At 70.7% G+C, this 17,574-nt stretch carries 18 protein-coding genes; 8 read left to right on the top strand and 10 right to left on the bottom strand.

Features of this window, described 5'->3' with window-relative positions:
• Nucleotides 1-53 precede the first annotated feature (53 nt).
• Both CEP17_RS07545 and CEP17_RS07540 read left to right on the top strand, forming a co-directional pair.
• Nucleotides 54-1,631, top strand: a complete 1,578-nt coding sequence (locus tag CEP17_RS07545; RefSeq protein ID WP_112931807.1) for a molybdopterin-dependent oxidoreductase — start codon at nt 54-56, stop codon at nt 1,629-1,631.
• A gap of 43 nt (nt 1,632-1,674) precedes the next feature.
• Nucleotides 1,675-2,049, top strand: coding sequence for a DUF2834 domain-containing protein (locus CEP17_RS07540; protein WP_112931806.1), 375 nt, complete (start codon nt 1,675-1,677; stop codon nt 2,047-2,049).
• 13 nt (nt 2,050-2,062) lie between these two features.
• Here CEP17_RS07540 and CEP17_RS07535 read toward each other — a convergent pair whose 3' ends face one another.
• The 3 genes from CEP17_RS07535 to CEP17_RS07525 all read right to left on the bottom strand — a co-directional run bounded on the left by CEP17_RS07535 (nt 2,063) and on the right by CEP17_RS07525 (nt 3,963).
• Complete coding sequence (locus tag CEP17_RS07535) at nt 2,063-2,500, bottom strand: DUF1622 domain-containing protein (protein ID WP_036320717.1); 438 nt, start codon at nt 2,498-2,500, stop codon at nt 2,063-2,065.
• A 137-nt stretch (nt 2,501-2,637) separates the two neighbouring features.
• Entirely contained in the window at nt 2,638-2,808 is a 171-nt protein-coding gene (locus tag CEP17_RS07530) for a CsbD family protein (RefSeq protein WP_036320714.1), read from the bottom strand.
• Between the two features lie 120 nt (nt 2,809-2,928).
• Nucleotides 2,929-3,963 (bottom strand): GTP-binding protein, encoded by a 1,035-nt coding sequence (locus CEP17_RS07525; protein WP_112931805.1) that lies wholly within the window; start codon nt 3,961-3,963, stop codon nt 2,929-2,931.
• An 82-nt stretch (nt 3,964-4,045) separates the two neighbouring features.
• Between CEP17_RS07525 and ykgO the strand changes: the two genes are divergently transcribed.
• Nucleotides 4,046-4,168, top strand: coding sequence for a type B 50S ribosomal protein L36 (gene ykgO, locus CEP17_RS07520; RefSeq protein WP_005049715.1), 123 nt, complete (start codon nt 4,046-4,048; stop codon nt 4,166-4,168).
• On the top strand, nt 4,165-4,680 hold the full coding sequence (locus tag CEP17_RS07515) for a GNAT family N-acetyltransferase (protein WP_204359873.1): 516 nt from the start codon (nt 4,165-4,167) through the stop codon (nt 4,678-4,680). The genes ykgO and CEP17_RS07515 overlap by 4 nt, the downstream gene beginning before the upstream one ends.
• A gap of 9 nt (nt 4,681-4,689) precedes the next feature.
• On the opposite strand, the gene CEP17_RS07510 is transcribed toward CEP17_RS07515, so the two are convergent.
• Nucleotides 4,690-5,229, bottom strand: coding sequence for an NUDIX hydrolase (locus tag CEP17_RS07510; protein WP_112931804.1), 540 nt, complete (start codon nt 5,227-5,229; stop codon nt 4,690-4,692).
• 73 nt (nt 5,230-5,302) lie between these two features.
• The gene (locus CEP17_RS07505) at nt 5,303-6,226 is read right to left on the bottom strand and encodes a lytic transglycosylase domain-containing protein (protein ID WP_112931803.1); all 924 of its coding nucleotides are present in this window, start codon (nt 6,224-6,226) and stop codon (nt 5,303-5,305) included.
• A gap of 278 nt (nt 6,227-6,504) precedes the next feature.
• Between CEP17_RS07505 and CEP17_RS07500 the strand changes: the two genes are divergently transcribed.
• Nucleotides 6,505-8,607, top strand: coding sequence for a glucose PTS transporter subunit IIA (locus CEP17_RS07500; RefSeq protein WP_112931802.1), 2,103 nt, complete (start codon nt 6,505-6,507; stop codon nt 8,605-8,607).
• A 128-nt stretch (nt 8,608-8,735) separates the two neighbouring features.
• Here the strand turns inward: CEP17_RS07500 and coaBC are convergent, their stop codons facing one another.
• The gene (gene coaBC / locus CEP17_RS07495) at nt 8,736-9,959 is read right to left on the bottom strand and encodes a bifunctional phosphopantothenoylcysteine decarboxylase/phosphopantothenate--cysteine ligase CoaBC (RefSeq protein ID WP_112931801.1); all 1,224 of its coding nucleotides are present in this window, start codon (nt 9,957-9,959) and stop codon (nt 8,736-8,738) included.
• 64 nt (nt 9,960-10,023) lie between these two features.
• On the opposite strand from coaBC, the gene CEP17_RS07490 reads away from it, so the two are divergent.
• Entirely contained in the window at nt 10,024-10,740 is a 717-nt protein-coding gene (locus tag CEP17_RS07490; protein ID WP_112931800.1) for an NRDE family protein, read from the top strand.
• Between the two features lie 19 nt (nt 10,741-10,759).
• Here the strand turns inward: CEP17_RS07490 and CEP17_RS07485 are convergent, their stop codons facing one another.
• Nucleotides 10,760-12,112: an FtsX-like permease family protein gene (locus CEP17_RS07485; protein WP_112931799.1), complete on the bottom strand. Its 1,353-nt coding sequence runs from the start codon at nt 12,110-12,112 to the stop codon at nt 10,760-10,762.
• A complete protein-coding gene (locus tag CEP17_RS07480; RefSeq protein WP_112931798.1) occupies nt 12,109-12,819 on the bottom strand; it encodes an ABC transporter ATP-binding protein in 711 nt (236 codons plus the stop codon). Before CEP17_RS07480 ends, CEP17_RS07485 begins: the two co-directional genes overlap by 4 nt.
• 112 nt (nt 12,820-12,931) lie before the next feature.
• Here CEP17_RS07480 and CEP17_RS07475 point away from each other — a divergent pair, with 112 nt between their 5' ends.
• Nucleotides 12,932-13,573 carry a YdeI/OmpD-associated family protein gene (locus CEP17_RS07475; protein WP_036320692.1) on the top strand — a complete coding sequence of 214 codons (642 nt, stop codon included), beginning with the start codon at nt 12,932-12,934 and terminating at the stop codon, nt 13,571-13,573.
• A 28-nt stretch (nt 13,574-13,601) separates the two neighbouring features.
• Here the strand turns inward: CEP17_RS07475 and CEP17_RS07470 are convergent, their stop codons facing one another.
• Nucleotides 13,602-15,155, bottom strand: coding sequence for a bifunctional NAD(P)/FAD-dependent oxidoreductase/class I SAM-dependent methyltransferase (locus CEP17_RS07470; RefSeq protein ID WP_112931797.1), 1,554 nt, complete (start codon nt 15,153-15,155; stop codon nt 13,602-13,604).
• 65 nt (nt 15,156-15,220) lie between these two features.
• Here CEP17_RS07470 and CEP17_RS07465 point away from each other — a divergent pair, with 65 nt between their 5' ends.
• Complete coding sequence (locus CEP17_RS07465) at nt 15,221-15,772, top strand: XRE family transcriptional regulator (RefSeq protein ID WP_112931796.1); 552 nt, start codon at nt 15,221-15,223, stop codon at nt 15,770-15,772.
• Nucleotides 15,773-15,857: 85 nt separating this feature from the next.
• On the opposite strand, the gene pgi is transcribed toward CEP17_RS07465, so the two are convergent.
• Nucleotides 15,858-17,537, bottom strand: coding sequence for a glucose-6-phosphate isomerase (pgi, locus tag CEP17_RS07460; RefSeq protein ID WP_112931795.1), 1,680 nt, complete (start codon nt 17,535-17,537; stop codon nt 15,858-15,860).
• Between the last annotated feature and the right edge of the window lie 37 nt (nt 17,538-17,574).

Genomic DNA, 17,574 nt, shown 5'->3' with positions numbered 1-17,574 from the left:
CCCGGTAGCGACGAACAACACAGGTACCCCGACCCCGGCGGCAGGAGACCATCGTGACCACGCACACCGGCCGGCGCGTGTCGCTCGCCCTCGCCGCCCTCGCGGGCCTTGTCAGCGGTGCGGTGTTCCTCGGCGTCGCCGAGCTGCTGGCGCTGCTCGTCGCGCGCAACGCCAGCCCGATCCTGGCGGTCGGTGGCTTCGTGATCGACATCGTCCCCCAGCCCTTCAAAGAGTTCGCGATCGCCACGTTCGGCGCCAACGACAAGATCGCCCTCCTCGCCGGTCTCGGCCTCGCCGTCGTGATCGCCTCGGCGATCGGGGGAGTGCTCGAGTACGTGCGCAGCCCTCTCGGCGTTGCGGTCGTCGCGATCGCCGGCGTGCTGTCGACCGCCGCCGTCGTCTCGCGCACCGGAGTCACGCCGTTGTCGTTCGTTCCTCCCGTGCTCGGGGCGGCCGCGGCATCCGTCGTTCTCGTGATGCTCGGTCGCCGCCTGCGGCGCTGGCGGCGGCCCGGGCCGGACTCCGCCGAAACCGACTCCGCGCCGGACGAGGCGCAAGCGCTCGGTCGGCGCGGCTTCTTCCGCCTCGCGGGCGTGGCCGGGGTCTCCGCCGTGATCGTCGGTGTCACGGCACGCGTCGTGACGGCCGCGACCTCATCGGTCGAAGCGATCCGCGATGCGCTGAAGCTGCCGGCCCCTCGCCGAACGCTGACCGTACCCGCGGGCGCCGAGCTCGACGTTCCCGGTCTCTCGCCGCTGTTCACGCCGAACGCCGACTTCTACCGCGTCGACACGGCGCTCACCGTCCCGACCATCGATCCGACGACGTGGCGCCTCGTCGTGGACGGCATGGTCGACCGTCGCATCGAGCTGAGCTTCGACGACCTCGTGGGCATGGGGCTGGACGAGTACGGCATCACCTTGACGTGCGTGTCGAACGAGGTCGGCGGCGGGCTGGTGGGCAATGCGCGATGGCTCGGCGTGCCCGTACGCGACATTCTGCGGATGGCGGGCCCGCAGGGCGGCGCCGACATGGTGCTCTCACGCAGCGTCGACGGCTACACCGCGAGCACTCCGCTGTCGGCGCTCACGGATAACGGACTCGACGCGATTCTGGCGGTCGCGATGAACGGCGAGCCGCTCCCTGCCGAGCACGGCTTTCCGGTGCGGATGATCGTCCCAGGGCTCTATGGGTACGTCTCGGCGACGAAGTGGCTGACCGAGCTGAAGGTGACGACCTTCGCCGCTGATGAGGCCTACTGGACGCCGCGAGGCTACAGCGCCCAGGCGCCCATCAAACTCTCCTCGCGTGTCGACGTCCCCAAGGTCGGCAGCCCCGTCGCCCCCGGACGTGTGCCCGTCGCCGGCATGGCGTGGGCGCAGCCGACCGGCGTCGCCCGCGTCGAGGTGAACATCGACGACACCGGCTGGGTTCCCGCGACGATCTCCACGCCGGTCAACGACGAGAGCTGGGTGCAGTGGATGTACGACTGGGATGCCGCGCCCGGCACTCACTACATCGCGGTGCGCGCCTGGAACAAGAAGGGCGAGCTGCAGGAGCAGCAGCGTGCCCCGATCGCGCCGAACGGTTCGACGGGGTGGCACCGGGTGCTCGTCACGGTCTCGTCGTGAGCGATCGCACACGGTGGCGATGCTGACGCGTGAGAATGTGCCCATGACACCTCGTTGGACACCTCTCGCGATCACCTACCTCGTGCTGGCGGTCGGAGGCCTTGTCGGCACGTTCGCGCTGAACGTCTGGTCGGTCGTGCTGATGCGCAACTACCTGCTCGATCTCGTGCAGTCGGGACCGGCCGTCGGGTCGATCGGTGTCGACATCATGGTCGCGGCGATTGCGGGCAGCATCCTGATCATCGTCGAAGGACGACGGCTGGGCATGCGCCGCCCGTGGCTGTACGTGCTCGTGTCGCTCGTGACCGCGTTCGCCTTCGTCTTTCCGCTGTTTCTCGCGATGCGCGAGCGGACTCTCGCGGCGCGGCGGATGCTGTCGACCGCGGGCTCCGACGACCTCGCTGAGCCCGCGAGCTGAAAGGCCCCCAGGCTCAGTCGGTAACGGCGCGGCCCTCGTCCGTGCGTGTGGCCTTGCGTTCACGCGCGATCGAACGGGCGAGCACTTGGCCGCCGCTGGTCAGCAGCGCCCGTCGCCAGGGGAGGGTGCCCTCGATCTCGATCTGGATCGAGATGGACAAAACGGTCCGGATGATCACGATGAGCCCCAGAATCACCGCGTCTTCGATCGACGGCTTGGAGGTGATCGTGCGGATGAGGTCGGCGGCCACGAGAACCTCCAGCCCGAGCAGGATCGCGGCGCCGAGCGTGTTGCGCAGCACCAGGTAGGCGTCGTGGCCGCTCCCGGTGCGCCGAAGCGCGCGCACCGCCAGAACGAGGGCGATGACGAATCCGGCGACCATGGCGAGCGCGCCGATCGCCTCGAACCCGAGCGCGATCGCCGTGAACAACGGCTCGATGCTCTCCGCCATGATGTGCGCTCCCCTCGGAGGACCGACATCCTCTCGCCGCTCACTCTACGAGGCGGCTCGCGGGCGCGGCGAGCAGGCGTCGTCCGCGCGCAGACGACGCCCCCACTCGCCGAGGAGTGGGGGCGTCGGTCGGGGGCTTACTTGAACGCGTCCTTGACGTCTTCGCCGGCCTTCTTCACGTGGGCCTTGGCCTGGTCGGCCTCACCCTCCGCTTCTAGCTTCTCGTTGTGCGTCAGCTTGCCGACGCCCTCCTTGACCTTGCCGCCGATGTCCTCGGCCGCGTTCTTGATCTTGTCGTCGAGACCCATGATGTCTTCCCTTCTGCCAACTCCTGCCTCGACGCTACGAAGTCCGCGCGCCGGAGGGCAGTGGGTTGACGCGGCGCGGCCACCGTACTAGGCGCGGATGCCGCGGCATCCGGATCCTGATCACGCCGACGGGTCGCGCGGGAGGGGGCCTTCCGCGAGCGCCGGCCAGTCGGGGAGGGGATCGGGAAAGGCCGCCCAGGCCGCGGCTCCGGCCTCCAGCTCCGCGTCGGTCAACAGTGCCTCGTCGAGCGTCGCCATCACCGCACCGGTGATCAGATCCAGCCCGGTCAGCGCGATGTCCTGCGCGGTGAGCGCCGCCTCGGCCCCGGCATCCTGGGGATCGATCCACATCGCCGAGCCGACCTGATTCCATCGGGCGAGGATGCCGGGTCGGGTCGCGATCCGGCAGAAGCCCGCCGATCGCAGCAGAAGACCGAAGCGCCCGGTGTCGATCGCGTCGAGAGCAGCGGCGAGCCGCGAGGGGTGGAACGGTCGCAGTCGTTCGTAACGCACGGTGCTCACCCGCGGGTCGGTCATGTAGGGGTCGTGCTCGTCGTTGAGGGCGCGCACCCACCCGGCACGCTCGAGCACGGGCCCATCGTCGACGGCGGACGGCGCGGAGTCGATGAGCGCCCGGATGTCTTCGCTGGGGCCCCGCGACAGGCGCACCCGAGCGCGCGGCGCCAGATGCGAGGCCAGCGCCATGAGCATCGAAAGCTCGGCTGTCGTCACGTGCTCCCACCGGACGATGCTGACGAGTGTGGCGGCTTCCAGCAGTGTGACGGCTCGGCGTGCACGCGCACCGCTGTCGCCGTCGCCGGGCCCTCCCCGTTCGTCGAGCGGACTGGGGTCGCGCAGATCGTCGAGCATGTGGCGTGCGTCCACGACGCACACGATCGGCGCGGACGGCGTCCGGGTCACGATGTCCAGGTGGAGCACGTCCACGTCGATGCCGGCATCGATCACGAACCGTTCGACGTCTCGGCGGTCGCGGGTGAGAGCGATAGTGACGGGGTGGTCCGGCGTCGGCGCTGCGGCATCGTCTCTCGTCGAGATGCGCAGCAGTCCGCGCTGCGTGGCGACGGCCAGCCCGGCGGCATAGCGCCGACGTTCCGGAGTGCACACGCCGGCGACGAGGAGGGGAGAGGGCAGCACGACGGGGCCTGCTTTCAGGTTTGACGGACGGACGCCTTCACTCTAGCTTCTTATTGAGAAGAATTATCAACAAGGAGGTCTCGTGAAAGTTCGTGCGTCGCTCAAGTCGCTGAAGGAGCAGCCCGGTGCTCAGGTCGTTCGCCGGCGCGGTCGCGTCTACGTCATCAACAAGCAGAACCCTCGGTTCAAGGGCCGGCAGGGGTGACCATCGACGCCTCCTCGAGCGCCGACGTCGAGATCCGTCTCGCGCGCCCGCAGGAGGTCCCGACGATCTGCGCCTTCGGAACGGACGTGCTCCCGGCGCACTACGGTCCGCTCATCGGAGCGGCGGCCGCTGCCGAGCTCGTGGCCGACTGGTGGAATCCGGAGGTCACCTCCCGAGGGGTGGCGGCCGGGGCGGTGTGGGTCGCCGTGGACGCGGACGGAGCCCTCGTCGGTGTCGGCGAGCTCGGCACCGCCGGCGGCGAACCCGTCGTCTATCGGCTGTACGTCGCTCCGGGGCGGCGCGGCCGGGGGTTCGGCGTCCGCCTGCTCGATGCCATGATCGCAACGTTGCCGGAGGGGACGCCCCGCGTGCTCATCGAGCACGTCGCCGCGAATCGCCGCGCCGGCGCGTTCTATCAACGGGAGGGGTTCGTCATCGACCGCATCGACGTGGTCGACTCCGCGGCGCGCGATCGGGATGTCGTATGGAGGGCGCGCCCCCTCAGCGTCTGAGCGCGAGTCTCAGGCGAAGCGTCCGAGGTGGATGCCCGCATACGCGACCGCGGCGACACTCTCGCCGTCGGTGATCTCGCCGGCGGCGATCATGCGCAGGACCTGGCCGAACGGTACCCACCGCACCGCGTCGATTCCCTCCTCATGCTGGGATGCCTCGGCATCCGCACCCCGGGAGACGCCCTGCGCGAGGAAGACGAACTCGGGCGCGCGGGCGATGCCGTTGAGGGCGTTCATCCGGCCGAGTGCGGTCCAGCGCTCCGCCGTGATGCCGGCTTCCTCGGCCAGCTCGCGCTTCGCCGCGGCCAGTGGGTCTTCGCCGTCGGAGCCGCCCGCCGGCACCTCCCATGAAGGCCCCGTCGTGTAGCGCTCGAGCGAGACGAGACAGACGCGGTCGTCATCGTCGACGGCCACGACGAACACGGCGGGATGCTGCATCTCCACCACCCCGTAGATGCCCTCGCCGTGCGGGCCGACGACGTCGTTCTCCTCGACGCGGATCCAGCGGTTCTCGTACACGGTGCGCGATGCGCGCGTCTGCCACGTCATGCGCCCACCCTAGAACGGGCGAACGGCCCGGACGCAGAGGTCCGGGCCGTTCGAAGGCGTACGTGTGCGCTGCTCAGTACCAGCCCACCGACTCCGAGTGGTCCCACGCGCCGCACGGCGTGCCGTAACGGCCCGCGATGTAGCCCATGCCCCACGCGATCTGGGTCGCCGGGTTGGTCTCCCAGTCGGCACCGGCCGATGCCATCTTGCTGCCGGGGAGAGCCTGCGGGATACCGTAGGCGCCGCTGCTGTTGGCGGCGTTGACGCGCCAGCCCGACTCCTTGTTCCACAGCGACACGAGGCAGGCGAACTGGTCGTCGCCCCAGCCGTAGTTGGCCGCCGCCATGGAACGAGCGATGCCCTGAGCGGATGCCGGGTCGACGTTGACGTCGACGGCCGGACGCGACGAGACCGACGCGGTCTTCGCCGCAGCGGCCTCCTCGGCCTTCGCCTTCGCGGCGGCTTCTGCGGCCGCGGCGGCCTCGGCAGCAGCCTTCGCCGCCGCCTCGGCGGCGGCCTTGGCGGCAGCCTCCTCTGCGGCCTTGCGCTGCACGGCGGCATCGAGGGCGGCCCGCAGCTTCGCCGTCTTGGCGGCGACGACCTCGGTCTCGGCCTTCGCGTCGGAGGTGAGCGTGGGGATCATCATCGCGGGCGTCACGTCGAGTGCGCGCAGCTTCGTGATGAGCGCGCCGAGCTTGGCGGTGTCGACCGAGGTGTCGGTGGTGCCGACATCGAGACCGGAGGCCGAGATGTCGATCGACACCTTCGCGGCGGCGGCGACGGCACTCTGCGCGGCGCTCATCGCGGTGACGCCGCCGGCGGTGATCGCGCTGAGCGGTGCGGAGGTGGTCTCGACGGTGACCGAGCCGGTGGAGGCGGCGGGAGCATCGCTCGCAGCGAAGGCCGGCAGGGCCCCCGCAGTGGTCGTGGCGGCGCCGATCACGAGGCCGAGGCCGAGGAGGGCGGATGTCACGGGGCGGTAAGGCAGACGGGGCATAAAGAGAGTACTTCCGGTGAATCAGCACCGCCCCGGCGCCGGAGCGCGAGCGGTGTGCGTCCTCGGGTGGACACGAAGGTCACAGCTTCACAACGTTTTCTGGACATCCCCGGCGCAGAACCTGAGTGAAACCTGAATGCGAACCGCCCGTCGGGCCGCATTTCCTCCGGGCCGTTTGCCACGGTCCGGGCCCTGTCCGCTGTCCTGGCGGCGATATAGAGTCGCCTGCGACAGATCGTCATCGACAGGACGTCGCATAACGAAAAAGAGGCGAAAAAATGGCATCCAATTCGGCATCCGAGATCGTCGACGCCGTCGGCGGACCCGGAAACATCGCGAGTCTCACCCACTGCGCCACACGATTGCGCTTCCAGCTCAACGACGGAGACAAGGTCGACAAGACCGCCGTCGAAGCCATTCCGGGAGTGCTCGGCGCGGTCCCGCAGGCCGGCGACCGCTTCCAGGTCGTGATCGGCGGCGGCGTGCAGACCGTCTACAACGAGATCATGGCGCTGCCCGTCATGGCCGGCGGTGCATCCGCCGCCGGCGCGGGGGAGAGCGACGCCGACATCAAGGCGCGCGAGCGCGCGAAGGGCCCCCGCGGCACGAACGCGTGGCTCGACACGCTGTTCGAGTTCCTCTCGGACTCCTTCCGCCCCATCCTCGGCGCCCTCCTCGGCGCCTCGCTGTTCATCACGTTCATGGCACTGGCCGCGACGCTCGGCTGGATTCCGGCGTGGAACGCGCCCGGTGTCGTGCTGCCGCCGTCGTGGGCCTTCGTCAACCTCATGTGGCAGTGCGTGTTCATCTTCCTGCCGCTGATGGTGGCCTACAACGCGTCGCAGAAGATCGGTGCCGACCCGTGGGTGGGCTTCGCGATCATGGCCGTGACGATGCTTCCCGGATTCGCGGGGCTCGGCAAGACGGCGGATGCCGTGCAGACGACCTTCCTCGGCTCGCAGATCACGACCGTGCAGGTGTTCGGCCTGCCGCTGACGATCTTCGACTACAGCTCGCAGGTGTTCCCGCCGCTGCTGATGGCGGCCGTGCTGGGCCTGGTCTACAAGGGGCTGAAGAAGGTCATTCCCGAGAACATCCAGCTCATCTTCGTGCCGTTCATCTCGATGCTCGTCATGATTCCGCTGACGGCGTTCCTCATCGGCCCGATCGGCGTCTACGCGGGCGCGGCCCTGGCGAACCTGCTGAGCTCCATCAACACGTTCTCACCGTTCATCTTCGCGATCGTCATCCCGCTGGCCTACCCCTTCATGGTGCCGCTGGGCCTGCACTGGCCGATCAACGCCATCATGCTGCTGAACATCCAGACCCTCGGGTACGACTTCATCCAGGGCCCCATGGGTGCGTGGAACTTCGCGTGCTTCGGCGCCACGGCCGGTGTGCTCGTGCTCGCCTGGCGCGAGAAGGACAAGCAGATGCGCCAGACGGCGACCGGCGCGCTCGCCGCGGGCCTTCTCGGCGGCATCTCCGAGCCGTCGCTGTACGGCATCCACCTGCGGTACAAGAGGATCTATCCGCGCATGCTCGTCGGCTGCCTCACGGGTGGTCTGATCATCGGCGTCGGATCGCTCCTGCTGGGCCTGCCGCACGGCATCACGACGCAGGCGTTCGTCTTCACGTCGCTGCTGACGATCCCCGCGTTCAACCCGATCGGGCTCTACTTGGTCGCCGTCGCCGGCGCCTTCGTCGTCGCGATGGTGCTCGTCATGATCTCCGGGTACAAGAACCCGGAGCCGGCGGGTGCGGCCGTTGCCGCGGCCACGGCGGGTGCGGCATCCGTCGCCCCCGGTGCGGCGCGCGACATCATCCCGGCGGTCGCCGGAGGCGCGGAACTGGCCGGTGTGGCCGGTGAAGGAGCGCAGACGGCCACCGCGGTCGCCGAGCGTACCGCCGCAGTGGGCGCGCTGATCCAGGTCGCGGCACCGTTGGACGGCACGGTGGTGCCGCTCGACACCGTGCCCGACCCCGTGTTCGCGGGCGGAGTGATGGGGCCCGGCGTGGCGATCGAGCCGACCGGAACCACCGTCTACGCACCGGGCGCCGGTGTCGTTGTCGCCGCGCAGCCGACCGGTCACGCCTTCGGCCTGCAGCTGGACAACGGCGCCGAGGTGCTGATCCACGTCGGCATCGACACCGTCAACCTGAAGGGTGAGGGGTTCGATGTGAAGGTGAAGAACGGCGACCGCGTCGAGACCGGCACGCCGCTGGTGACCTTCGACCGTGCCGTGATCGAGAAGGCAGGCTACCCGCTGATCACGCCGGTGATCGTCCTCAACGGAGACACGTTCGACACCGTCGACCCGGTGAAGCTTGGCCCCGTCACCCACGGCGCCCCGCTGCTGGACGTGCAGAAGAAGGCCTGACACGGCGGCGTTTCGACTCGCTGCGCTCTGCGTTTCGACTCGCTGCGCTCGCTCAACGACCGGGGCGGATGACCTCGGTCGTTGAGCGAGGAGCGCAGCGGCGAGTCGAAACGCGGTAGCCCTCGCCGTCAGCGAATCTCGGCTACCGCGTCCCAGATCGCGTCGGCGACCTCGCGCTTGGTGCCCGCGGCATCCGTCACGACCTGGTCGGACGCATCGAGCAGGAGCACCCGGTTGTCGGCCACTTCGAAACCGTGATCCTCGTCGACCCGGTTCGCGGCCAAGAGGTCGACGCCCTTGCGCGCCCGCTTGCGCCGCCCCCAGGCGAGCAGTTCCTCGTCGTCGGCGGCCGTCTCGGCAGCGAAACCGATGATCGTCTGCCCGGGCCGCCGCGCCGCGACGAGCCCCGCGAGCACATCGGGGGTGGTCACCAGCTCCAGCCGCGGCACGCCGTCCTCCTTGCGCAGCTTCTCGCGCGAGATCTCCGCCACGCGGTAGTCGGCGACCGCGGCGACCATCGCGACGACATCGGCGCCGGCCGCGGCATCCGTCATCGCCGCCTCGAGTTCGGCGGCCGTGCCGACGCGCACCATCGTGATGCGCGCGTGACGGGATGCCGCGGCGAGCACCCCTTCGTCGACGTGCGCCGCCACGAGCACGACGTCGGCGCCGCGGTCGGCGGCGGCGAGGGCGAGCTCGGCACCCTGGCGGCCGCTGGAGCGATTGCCGAGGAAGCGCACCGGATCGATGGGCTCACGCGTCCCACCGGTCGACACCGCGACCCGCACGCCCGTGAGGTCGGTCGACGAGGAGGAGGGCGCCGTAGAGGGCGCCGCGACGGCGAGGGCGGACGCGAGGATCTCCTCCGGCTCGACCATGCGCCCCGGCCCGCTGTCGCCGCCGGTCAGCGGACCGTCGGCCGGCCCCACCACGTGCACACCGCGTGCGCGCAGCGTTGCGACGTTGGCCTGTGTCGCGGGGTGCTCCCACATCGCCGTATGCATGGCGGGGGCGACGACGACGGGGGCTCTCGTGGCCAGCAGCGTGACACCGAGCAGGTCGTCCGCGATGCCTGCGGTCATCTTCGCGAGCGTGTTGGCGGTCGCAGGGGCGATGATGATGAGCTCGGCCGACGTGCCGAGGGCGACGTGGCGCACGCGGGCCACGTCATCGTGGACACTGGTCGTGACAGGATTCCTGCTGACGGCCTCCCACGTGGTCGTCCCGACGAAGCGCAGCGAGTCCTCGGTGGGAACAACGTGCACCTCGTGCCCGTTGGTCACGAGGGCGCGCACGAGGTGCACCGTCTTGTACGCGGCGATGCCGCCCGTCACGCCCACGACAACGAACATGGTCCGATCCTGCCACGCCCGACGGCGGGGCCACGAGGAGCGGACGGAGAGGTCTCGAGCAACCGTGTGCACCGTCATCGTCCACGTTCCGCACGACGACGGCGCACCCGTGCGGCTGCTCGCCGTCCGCGACGAGGATCCCGCGCGCTCGTGGGATCCGCTGGGCCCGTGGTGGCCCGAGCTTCCCGCTGTGCGAGGCGTGCGCGACCGTCGTGCCGGTGGTGCGTGGTTGGCCGCGGATGCCGAGCACGGCCGCGTCGCGGTGATCCTCAACCGCGCCGACGTGCTGGCTGCCGACCCCGACGGCGAGCCGCCCGTCTCCCGCGGTCGGATCGTCCTGGACGCCGTCGCGGGTCGTGCCGCGGACGACCCGCCGCACGCGCAGGGATTCAACCTCGTCGAGGCGACGCCGGCCGGTGCCCGCGTCACCATGTGGGACGGCGGCGCGCTGCGGCACGTGGAGCTTGCTCCCGGCATCCACATGGTCGCGCATGACGACGTCGACGACGAGGCGACGGCGCGCATCGCGGCGTGGCGCGAGGCCTTCAGCGCGCCGGCTGCCATCGACGGGCACTGGTGGGAGCCCTGGCTCGACACTCTCGAGCTGACGAGCGGACTGGGACCCACCGACGATCGCGCCATCGTGCGCGACAACCGTCCCTTCGGGTACCCGACCCTGTCGCTGCTGGTCGTCGCCGCCTCGCTCGGACCCGACGGCGTCGACGTGCGCTACGCGGAGTTCGACGAGCCGGGGCAGTGGAACCGACCCCGGCTCGCCTGAGCTCTGCGCAGTCCTCGCCTCAGGCTGCCCGGCGGATCGCCGTCACCAGCGGCCGGGACGCGAGCAATGACAGGCGCACCAGCAGGATCCCGGCGACGAACGTGCCCACGATCACGGCGAGGGAGACGGGCGCGACGAGCACGGTCATGCCGACGACCGGCAGCGCCAGTGCGGCCCCGACGAGCGCGCCCCCCACCGCCGCCCAACGCAGCGGCACCATGACGGTGTGCGCGCGGGCGCGGCGCAGTTCGCGCCCCGGCATCCCCAGACGATCCAGGCCCACGATGAGCTCGCGGTCCTCGAGCGTGGACGCGGCCTGTGTCACCCCCACCGAGCACGCGAGCAGCGCGAAGCCGACGCCGAGCGTCACGAGCACGCCCGTGCGCATGTCGGCGAACAGCACGGCCTGAGACCCCGTCTGCCCGTCGTCGCCGGCGAGGGCCAAGAGGCTCGCTCCCGAGCCGCCCACCACTGCGATGAAGGCGATCATCGCGATTCCCGAGACCCGGCGCCAGGCCGAGGCCGCGTGCGCCGACAGCTCACGCCCGGCGATGAGTCGCGCCGGAGACGACGTGGTGCGTGCGAGGCTGCGTCCGCGAGCGGCGACCAGCGGTGTGCCGACGACGTTCACGATCAGCAGCGCGACCCCGAACAGGCCCATCAGGACGACCAGTCCGACCGCGGCGCCCCAGACCTGTGCGATGGCGCTGATGTTCGACACGGCGGTCACGACGGCGACGATCGCGAGCACGCCGAAGACGAGCGCCGTCGTGCGCCGCCGTGGCGGGTCGGTGCGACGCGCCACGCCGAGCGGCGTGAGCTGTACCCGCCGCAGGCTCAGCGCCGCGCTCGCCGTGGCGACCACGACGACACCCACGACCGCCCCGGCCGCCGTGCCCGCGCCGGTCCAGAGAGCCTCGGCGCCGACGGGGCCGCCGAAGAACGGCAGCAGTCCCACCAGCGGCAGCAGCGCCGCGTACAGTCCGACGCCCAGGATGCCGCCGACCAGCGCGGTCGCGCCTGCTTCGACGACCGTCATCGCGCTGACCTCGCCCGCCCCGGCCCCGAGAAGGCGCAGAGTGGCGAGGCGGTCGTTGCGTCGGCGCGCCGATAGGCGTGCGGCGGCCGCGCCCAGCGTCGCGATCGGCACCGTGAGCAGCACGAGCGCCAGGGCGCTCAGCACCCGATAGACGATTTCCGTCTCTGCGGCCGCGCGAGGATCGGTGAAGAACATGCGCACCCCGCCGACGACGACCAGCAGCAGCGCGGTCGTGACGCCGAACGCGACGATCGGCAGCACCAGTGCCGCGCGACCCTGCCGCGACGGACGTGCGAGCATCACGGTGAGGCGGACGGTCGTGGCCAGGCTCATGCGACACCACCCCTCGCGACCGTCGCGGGCCCCTGGATGCGACCGTCCGTCATGTGCAGCGTCCGCGAGCAGCGCGCAGCGACGCCGGGGTCGTGCGTCACGACGACGAGGCTGCGGTCCTGCCCCGTCGTCGCCTCGAGCAACGCGGTGAGCACCTCTGCCGAGGTGCGTGAGTCGAGGGCGCCGGTGGGCTCGTCGGCGAACACGATCGGAGCCCCCGTCACCTGGGCGCGGGCGATCGCGACCCTCTGCGCCTGCCCGCCCGACAGCTGTCCGATGCGCCGTTGCTCCATGCCGCCCAGTCCCAGAGCCGCGAGCCACCCCGCCGCGTGGGCTTCGGCCTGGGCGCGAGGCGTGCCCAGCAGCAGAAGCGGCAGGGCTGCGTTCTCCACGGCGGTCAGCTCGGGCAGCAGCAGGTGCTCCTGGAAGACGAAGCCGAGCTGGCTGCGGCGGACGGCGGAGCGCTGATTCTCTGTCATGCCCACCAGTTCCACCGCGGCGCCGTTCGGCGACGACAGGACGACCGAGCCGGCGTCCGGGGCGATGATCGCCGCCAGACAGTGCAGCAGCGTCGTCTTGCCGGAGCCGGAGGCTCCCATGACGGCGACGGATTCGCCGGGGTCGATGGAGACATCGACGCCGGCGAGGGCGACGAGGTCTCCGTAACGCTTGACGAGGCCGGATGCGGAGAGGACGGGTGCGTGCATGTCCTCCAGTCTTCGCCGCAGCCGGCGCGGCGTCGTCGGTCCGGGGATGTATCGGCATCCACCTTTCGGGCGATCTGTCTCGGGGGTCGGGACTCGCTGCTAGCGTCGCGGCATGGGAGTCGACGACGGCGAGCCGGTGTTCTTCGCGGATGCCGCGGCCTTTCGCGCGTGGCTCGAACAGAACCACGACACGGCGACGGAGCTCTGGATGGTGCGCCGCCGAAAGGCCCATCCCGAGCCGGGGCTGCTCTGGGAGGACGCCGTCGCCGAAGCGCTGTGCTTCGGCTGGATCGATTCGACGAGTCGACGACTCGACGATGACGCGCGTATCCAGCGCTGGACGCCGCGCAAAGCCCTCTCGACGTGGAGCGCCGTGAACGTCGCGCTGGTCGAGAAGCTCACCGCGCAGGGGCGCATGCACCCGGCCGGCCTCGCAGCGTTCGAGCGGCGCCGGCCGGAACGCACCGCGATCTACTCGTATGAGACCAGCGACGAGCTCGACGCGGACGAGCTGGCCGTGATCGCGGCCGTTCCCGCCGCTCAGTCGTTCTGGGATGCCGCGACCCCGGGCTACCGTCGCATCTGCGCCCACTGGGTGCACGGCGCGCGCCGTGCCGAGACGCGGAGCGCCCGCCTCGCGCAGCTCGTCGAGGAGTGCGCGGCCGGGCGGCTCATCGCGTCGCAGCGCTACGGCACCCCGCCCGCGTGGCTCGCGCGCGCCGCTGCGGCGGCCGCGGCGCACGGAGAGTCGTAACGGCGACGCACGGCCGCATCGTCGACCGTCAGTGCCGGCGCAGCAGCAGCACGCCGTCCTCGAGCGTCCCCGGCTCCCCATCGGGGCCCGTCGCGGCGCGAGTGCGGGTCTCCACGCGCACGGGCTCCCACGCCTCCGGATCGAGGTCGAGCAGTCGCAGCTCCTCCTCCGGGGATAGCAGCCGTGGACGTTGTCCGTCCTCTTCGTGACGGGACCACGGTGGCGCGGAGACGTGCGACACGATCAGCAGATGGCCGCCGACGGCGACGCGCTCGGCCGCGCCGCGCAGCAGGGGGATGCGCGGGAAATCCGGTTCCCACGAGTGCAAGAAGCTCGCGCTGACCAGATCGAACGTCCCGGGCGGCACGGCCTGCGTACCGCTTCCCACGAAGAAGGTGACCCGTTCGGCGAGTCCCCGTTCATGCGCTGCGGTCGCACCGCGGCGGATCGCGGTCTCCGAGACGTCGACCGCCGTGACCTGCCAGCCGTGTTCGGCGAGCCAGACGGCATCCGCTCCCTCGCCGCAGCCGACCTCCAGGGCTCTGCCGACCGGAAGCGCCGCGGCGATCTCGGCGAAGGTCGCATTGACGCGCCCCGACCAGATGCTGTCGCGGGCGGCGTAGCGCTGCTCCCACGCCGAGGCTCGTTCGCGGGCGCGCTGCGCCAGTGCCAGGTCGCCGTCCTCCACGGCCAGCGCCGCATTTGCCCCGGCTCCGGCCATCGATCCCGCTGCCATCGCGACCGGAACATTGCCGTAGGGCGCGACGACATTGCCGGCCGCCCACACGCGCGGATGCGAGGTCGTGCCCAGGAGGTCGACCGCCAGCGGCGCTCCGGGCGCGTCGGTGCGCGCGAGGCGAAGGGCGTCGGCGAACGCCAGGTCGATCGCTGGCGTCGGCGCGACGAACAGGGCATCGATCGCGTGCATCTCGCCGTCGGCATCCCGCGCCGCGTGCAGCGCACCGTTCGCCCCGTCGAGGGCGACGATCGGGGTCGGCACGATGCGGATGCCGCGAGCCCGCCAGCGCACCCGCAGCTCGTCGTCGAGGGGCTCGATCGCGCCCGTGAAGGCGGTGAGCTCCTCGCTCCACTGCCGAACCAGCTCGATCTGGTGCACGCTCTGCGGCGAGGTCGCCAGCACGCCGAGACGGCTGCCCGCCACCTCGAAGCCGTGGCAGTACGGGCAGTGCAGCACATGGCGTCCCCAGTATTCGGCGAGCCCCGCGACGGGCGGCAGCTGGTCGCGCACTCCGCTGGCGATGATGACGGCGCGAGCGGTGTCGACCGTGCCGTCGGTGCGCGTGAGGCGCAACACGGCGCCGTCATCGCGGATGCCGTCGACCTCGCCCTCTTCGACGCACACGCCGTAGCGGCCCAGCTCGTCGCGTCCGCGCGCGAGCAGCGCCTGGGGATCGATGCCGTCGTGCCCCAGGACGCCGTGCATGTGCGCGGCGAAGCGATTGCGCGGGCTGCCCGAGTCGATCACCAGCGTCCGTCGGCACGCTCGACCCAGCATCTGCGCGGCGCTCAGGCCGGCCGCGCCGCCGCCGATGACGACCGCGTCCCACTCTCTGCTCTGCATAGGTCCACTGTGGAAGGTGCAGGTGATGATTGCAAACGTAATTGCACTATTGGCAAACTGAGGAGATGTCCCACGCTCTCGATCAGGTCGGCGCTCGCCTTCGTGCGGCCCGGCAGGCACGCGGCTGGACGCTCGAGGAGCTCGCGACGCCGGCGGGCGTCTCGGTGAGTACGCTGTCGCGTCTGGAGTCGGGCAAGCGACAAGCCTCGCTCGAGCTGTTGCTGCCGTTGACGCGTCGACTCGGCATCCGCATCGACGATCTCCTTCCCGCCGAGACACGTGACCCGCGCGTGCACCGCCCGATCGAGCGTCGCGACGGGATGGTCATCGCGCCGCTGACGCTCGAGGACTCGCCGATGCAAGCGCTGAAGATCGTCTATCCACCGGCGGATGCCGCGCCCGCCGCCCGCATCCACGAGGGATACGAGTGGCTCTACGTGCTGAGCGGACGCGTGCGGTTGGCGCTCGACGGCAGCGAGCACGCGCTCGGCACCGGCGAGGCCGCCGAGTTCGACACCCGCCTGCCGCACTCGATCAGCGCGACCGCCGACGGCCCCGCCGAGGTGCTGAGCATCTTCAGTGCCTCGGGCGAACGCTTCCACACGCGCCTCGCCTGACGGCGAGAAACCACGACCGCCGCGAGAAACCACGCCGGCGCGTGTTTCTCGACGCGGCGATGGTTTCTCGCGGAGGTGGGACGCGTCAGGCGCGGTGTGCGCGGTAGTACGACAGGAGTGCCTGGGTCGAGGCATCCTGCGCGGCCGTCGCCGTCTCGTCGCCCTCGATGGCCGGAGCGATCTGCAGAGCGAGCTGCTTGCCGAGCTCGACACCCCACTGGTCGAACGAGTTGATGCCCCAGACCACACCCTGCGTGAAGGTGATGTGCTCGTACAGAGCGACCAGCTCGCCGAGCACGCGCGGCGTCAGCGCGGGGGCGAAGATCGACGTCGTCGGACGGTTGCCGGGGAACGTGCGCGCCGCCACGAGTGCGCCGGTGGTGCCCTCGGCTTCGACCTCCTCCGCCGTCTTGCCGAAGGCGAGAGCCTTGGTCTGCGCGAGGAAGTTCGCCAGGAACAGGCCGTGCACGTCGCGGCCGCCGTCGTTCAGGTCGTACGCGGGGTTCACGAAGGCGATGAAGTCCGCCGGGATCAGGCGGGTGCCCTGATGGATCAGCTGGTAGAAGGCGTGCTGACCGTTGGTGCCCGGCTCGCCCCAGAAGATCTCGCCCGTGTCGCTCGTGACCGGCGAGCCGTCCCAACGCACGCGCTTGCCGTTGGACTCCATGGTCAGCTGCTGCAGGTACGCGGCGAAGCGGCTGAGCTGCTGGGCGTAGGGGAGCACGGCGTGCGACTGCGCGCCGAGGAAATTCGTGTACCAGACGTTGAGTAGGCCCATGAGGACGGGGACGTTCCGCTCGAACGGGCTCGTCCGCACGTGCTCGTCGATCGCGTGGAAGCCCGCGAGGAGCTCGCGGAACGCCTCCGGTCCGAGCTCGACCATCAGCGACAGGCCGATGGCGGAGTCGACCGAGTAGCGGCCGCCCACCCAGTCCCAGAATCCGAAGGCGTTGGCCGGGTCGATGCCGAAGTCGGCCACCTTGTCGAGGGCCGTCGAGACCGCGACGAAGTGGTGCGCGACGGCATTCTGCTTCTGCGCGTCGGAGCCGTCGATCGCCCCGGCGGCGGCCAGGCCCGTCCACAGCCAGTCGCGCGCGAGACGTGCGTTGGTGAGGGTCTCCAGGGTCGTGAACGTCTTCGAGGCGACGATGAACAGCGTCGTCTCGGGGTCGAGGTCCTTCGTCTTGTGGGCGAGGTCGAACGGGTCGATGTTCGAGACGAAACGCGCGCTGATCCCCGCGGTCGCATACGGCTCCAGCGCGGTCGAGATCATCGCGGGACCGAGGTCGGAGCCGCCGATGCCGATGTTGACGACGTGGGTGACCGTCTTGCCGGTGACACCCTTCCACGCGCCCGAGCGCACGCGATCGGCGAACGCGCTCATCGCGTCCAGCACGGCCTGCACGTCGGCATCCACGTGCTGACCGTCCACGACCAGCTCGGGCGTCGTGCCCGCGGGGCGGCGCAGGGCGGTGTGCAGCACGGCGCGGTCTTCTGTCGTGTTGATGTGCTCGCCGCGGAACATGGCCGCGAGGCGGTCGGCCAGGTGAACGTCGTCGGCCAGAGACAGGAGCGAGGTCAGGATGCCGTCGTCCACGAGGTTCTTGGAGAGGTCGACGTGCAGATCGGCGGCGTCGAAGGTCAGCCGCTCGACCCGCGTCGGGTCGTCGGAGAACCAGGCGCGGAGGTCGGGGGCGAAATCCGCGGCGCGTGCGGACAGATCGGCCCAGGCGGGAGTGCGGGTGGCGTCGATGGGAGTGCTCACGCCTTTACGCTAGCGCCCGCGAGCCGGGTGTGCAGAC

Origin of the sequence: Microbacterium sp. PM5, from assembly GCF_003293595.1 — a bacterium.
GTDB lineage: Bacteria > Actinomycetota > Actinomycetes > Actinomycetales > Microbacteriaceae > Microbacterium.
This window is presented reverse-complemented; position numbering and strand designations above follow the sequence as displayed.

Coding starts and splice junctions, on each gene's coding strand:
- CEP17_RS07540 (WP_112931806.1), top strand. CDS start 1,675: ATGACACCTCGTTGGACACCTCTCGCGATCACCTACCTCGTGCTGGCG.
- CEP17_RS07535 (WP_036320717.1), bottom strand. CDS start 2,500: ATGGCGGAGAGCATCGAGCCGTTGTTCACGGCGATCGCGCTCGGGTTC.
- CEP17_RS07530 (WP_036320714.1), bottom strand. CDS start 2,808: ATGGGTCTCGACGACAAGATCAAGAACGCGGCCGAGGACATCGGCGGC.
- CEP17_RS07510 (WP_112931804.1), bottom strand. CDS start 5,229: ATGACGTGGCAGACGCGCGCATCGCGCACCGTGTACGAGAACCGCTGG.
- CEP17_RS07505 (WP_112931803.1), bottom strand. CDS start 6,226: ATGCCCCGTCTGCCTTACCGCCCCGTGACATCCGCCCTCCTCGGCCTC.
- CEP17_RS07500 (WP_112931802.1), top strand. CDS start 6,505: ATGGCATCCAATTCGGCATCCGAGATCGTCGACGCCGTCGGCGGACCC.
- coaBC (WP_112931801.1), bottom strand. CDS start 9,959: ATGTTCGTTGTCGTGGGCGTGACGGGCGGCATCGCCGCGTACAAGACG.
- CEP17_RS07485 (WP_112931799.1), bottom strand. CDS start 12,112: ATGAGCCTGGCCACGACCGTCCGCCTCACCGTGATGCTCGCACGTCCG.
- CEP17_RS07480 (WP_112931798.1), bottom strand. CDS start 12,819: ATGCACGCACCCGTCCTCTCCGCATCCGGCCTCGTCAAGCGTTACGGA.
- CEP17_RS07475 (WP_036320692.1), top strand. CDS start 12,932: ATGGGAGTCGACGACGGCGAGCCGGTGTTCTTCGCGGATGCCGCGGCC.
- CEP17_RS07470 (WP_112931797.1), bottom strand. CDS start 15,155: ATGCAGAGCAGAGAGTGGGACGCGGTCGTCATCGGCGGCGGCGCGGCC.
- CEP17_RS07465 (WP_112931796.1), top strand. CDS start 15,221: ATGTCCCACGCTCTCGATCAGGTCGGCGCTCGCCTTCGTGCGGCCCGG.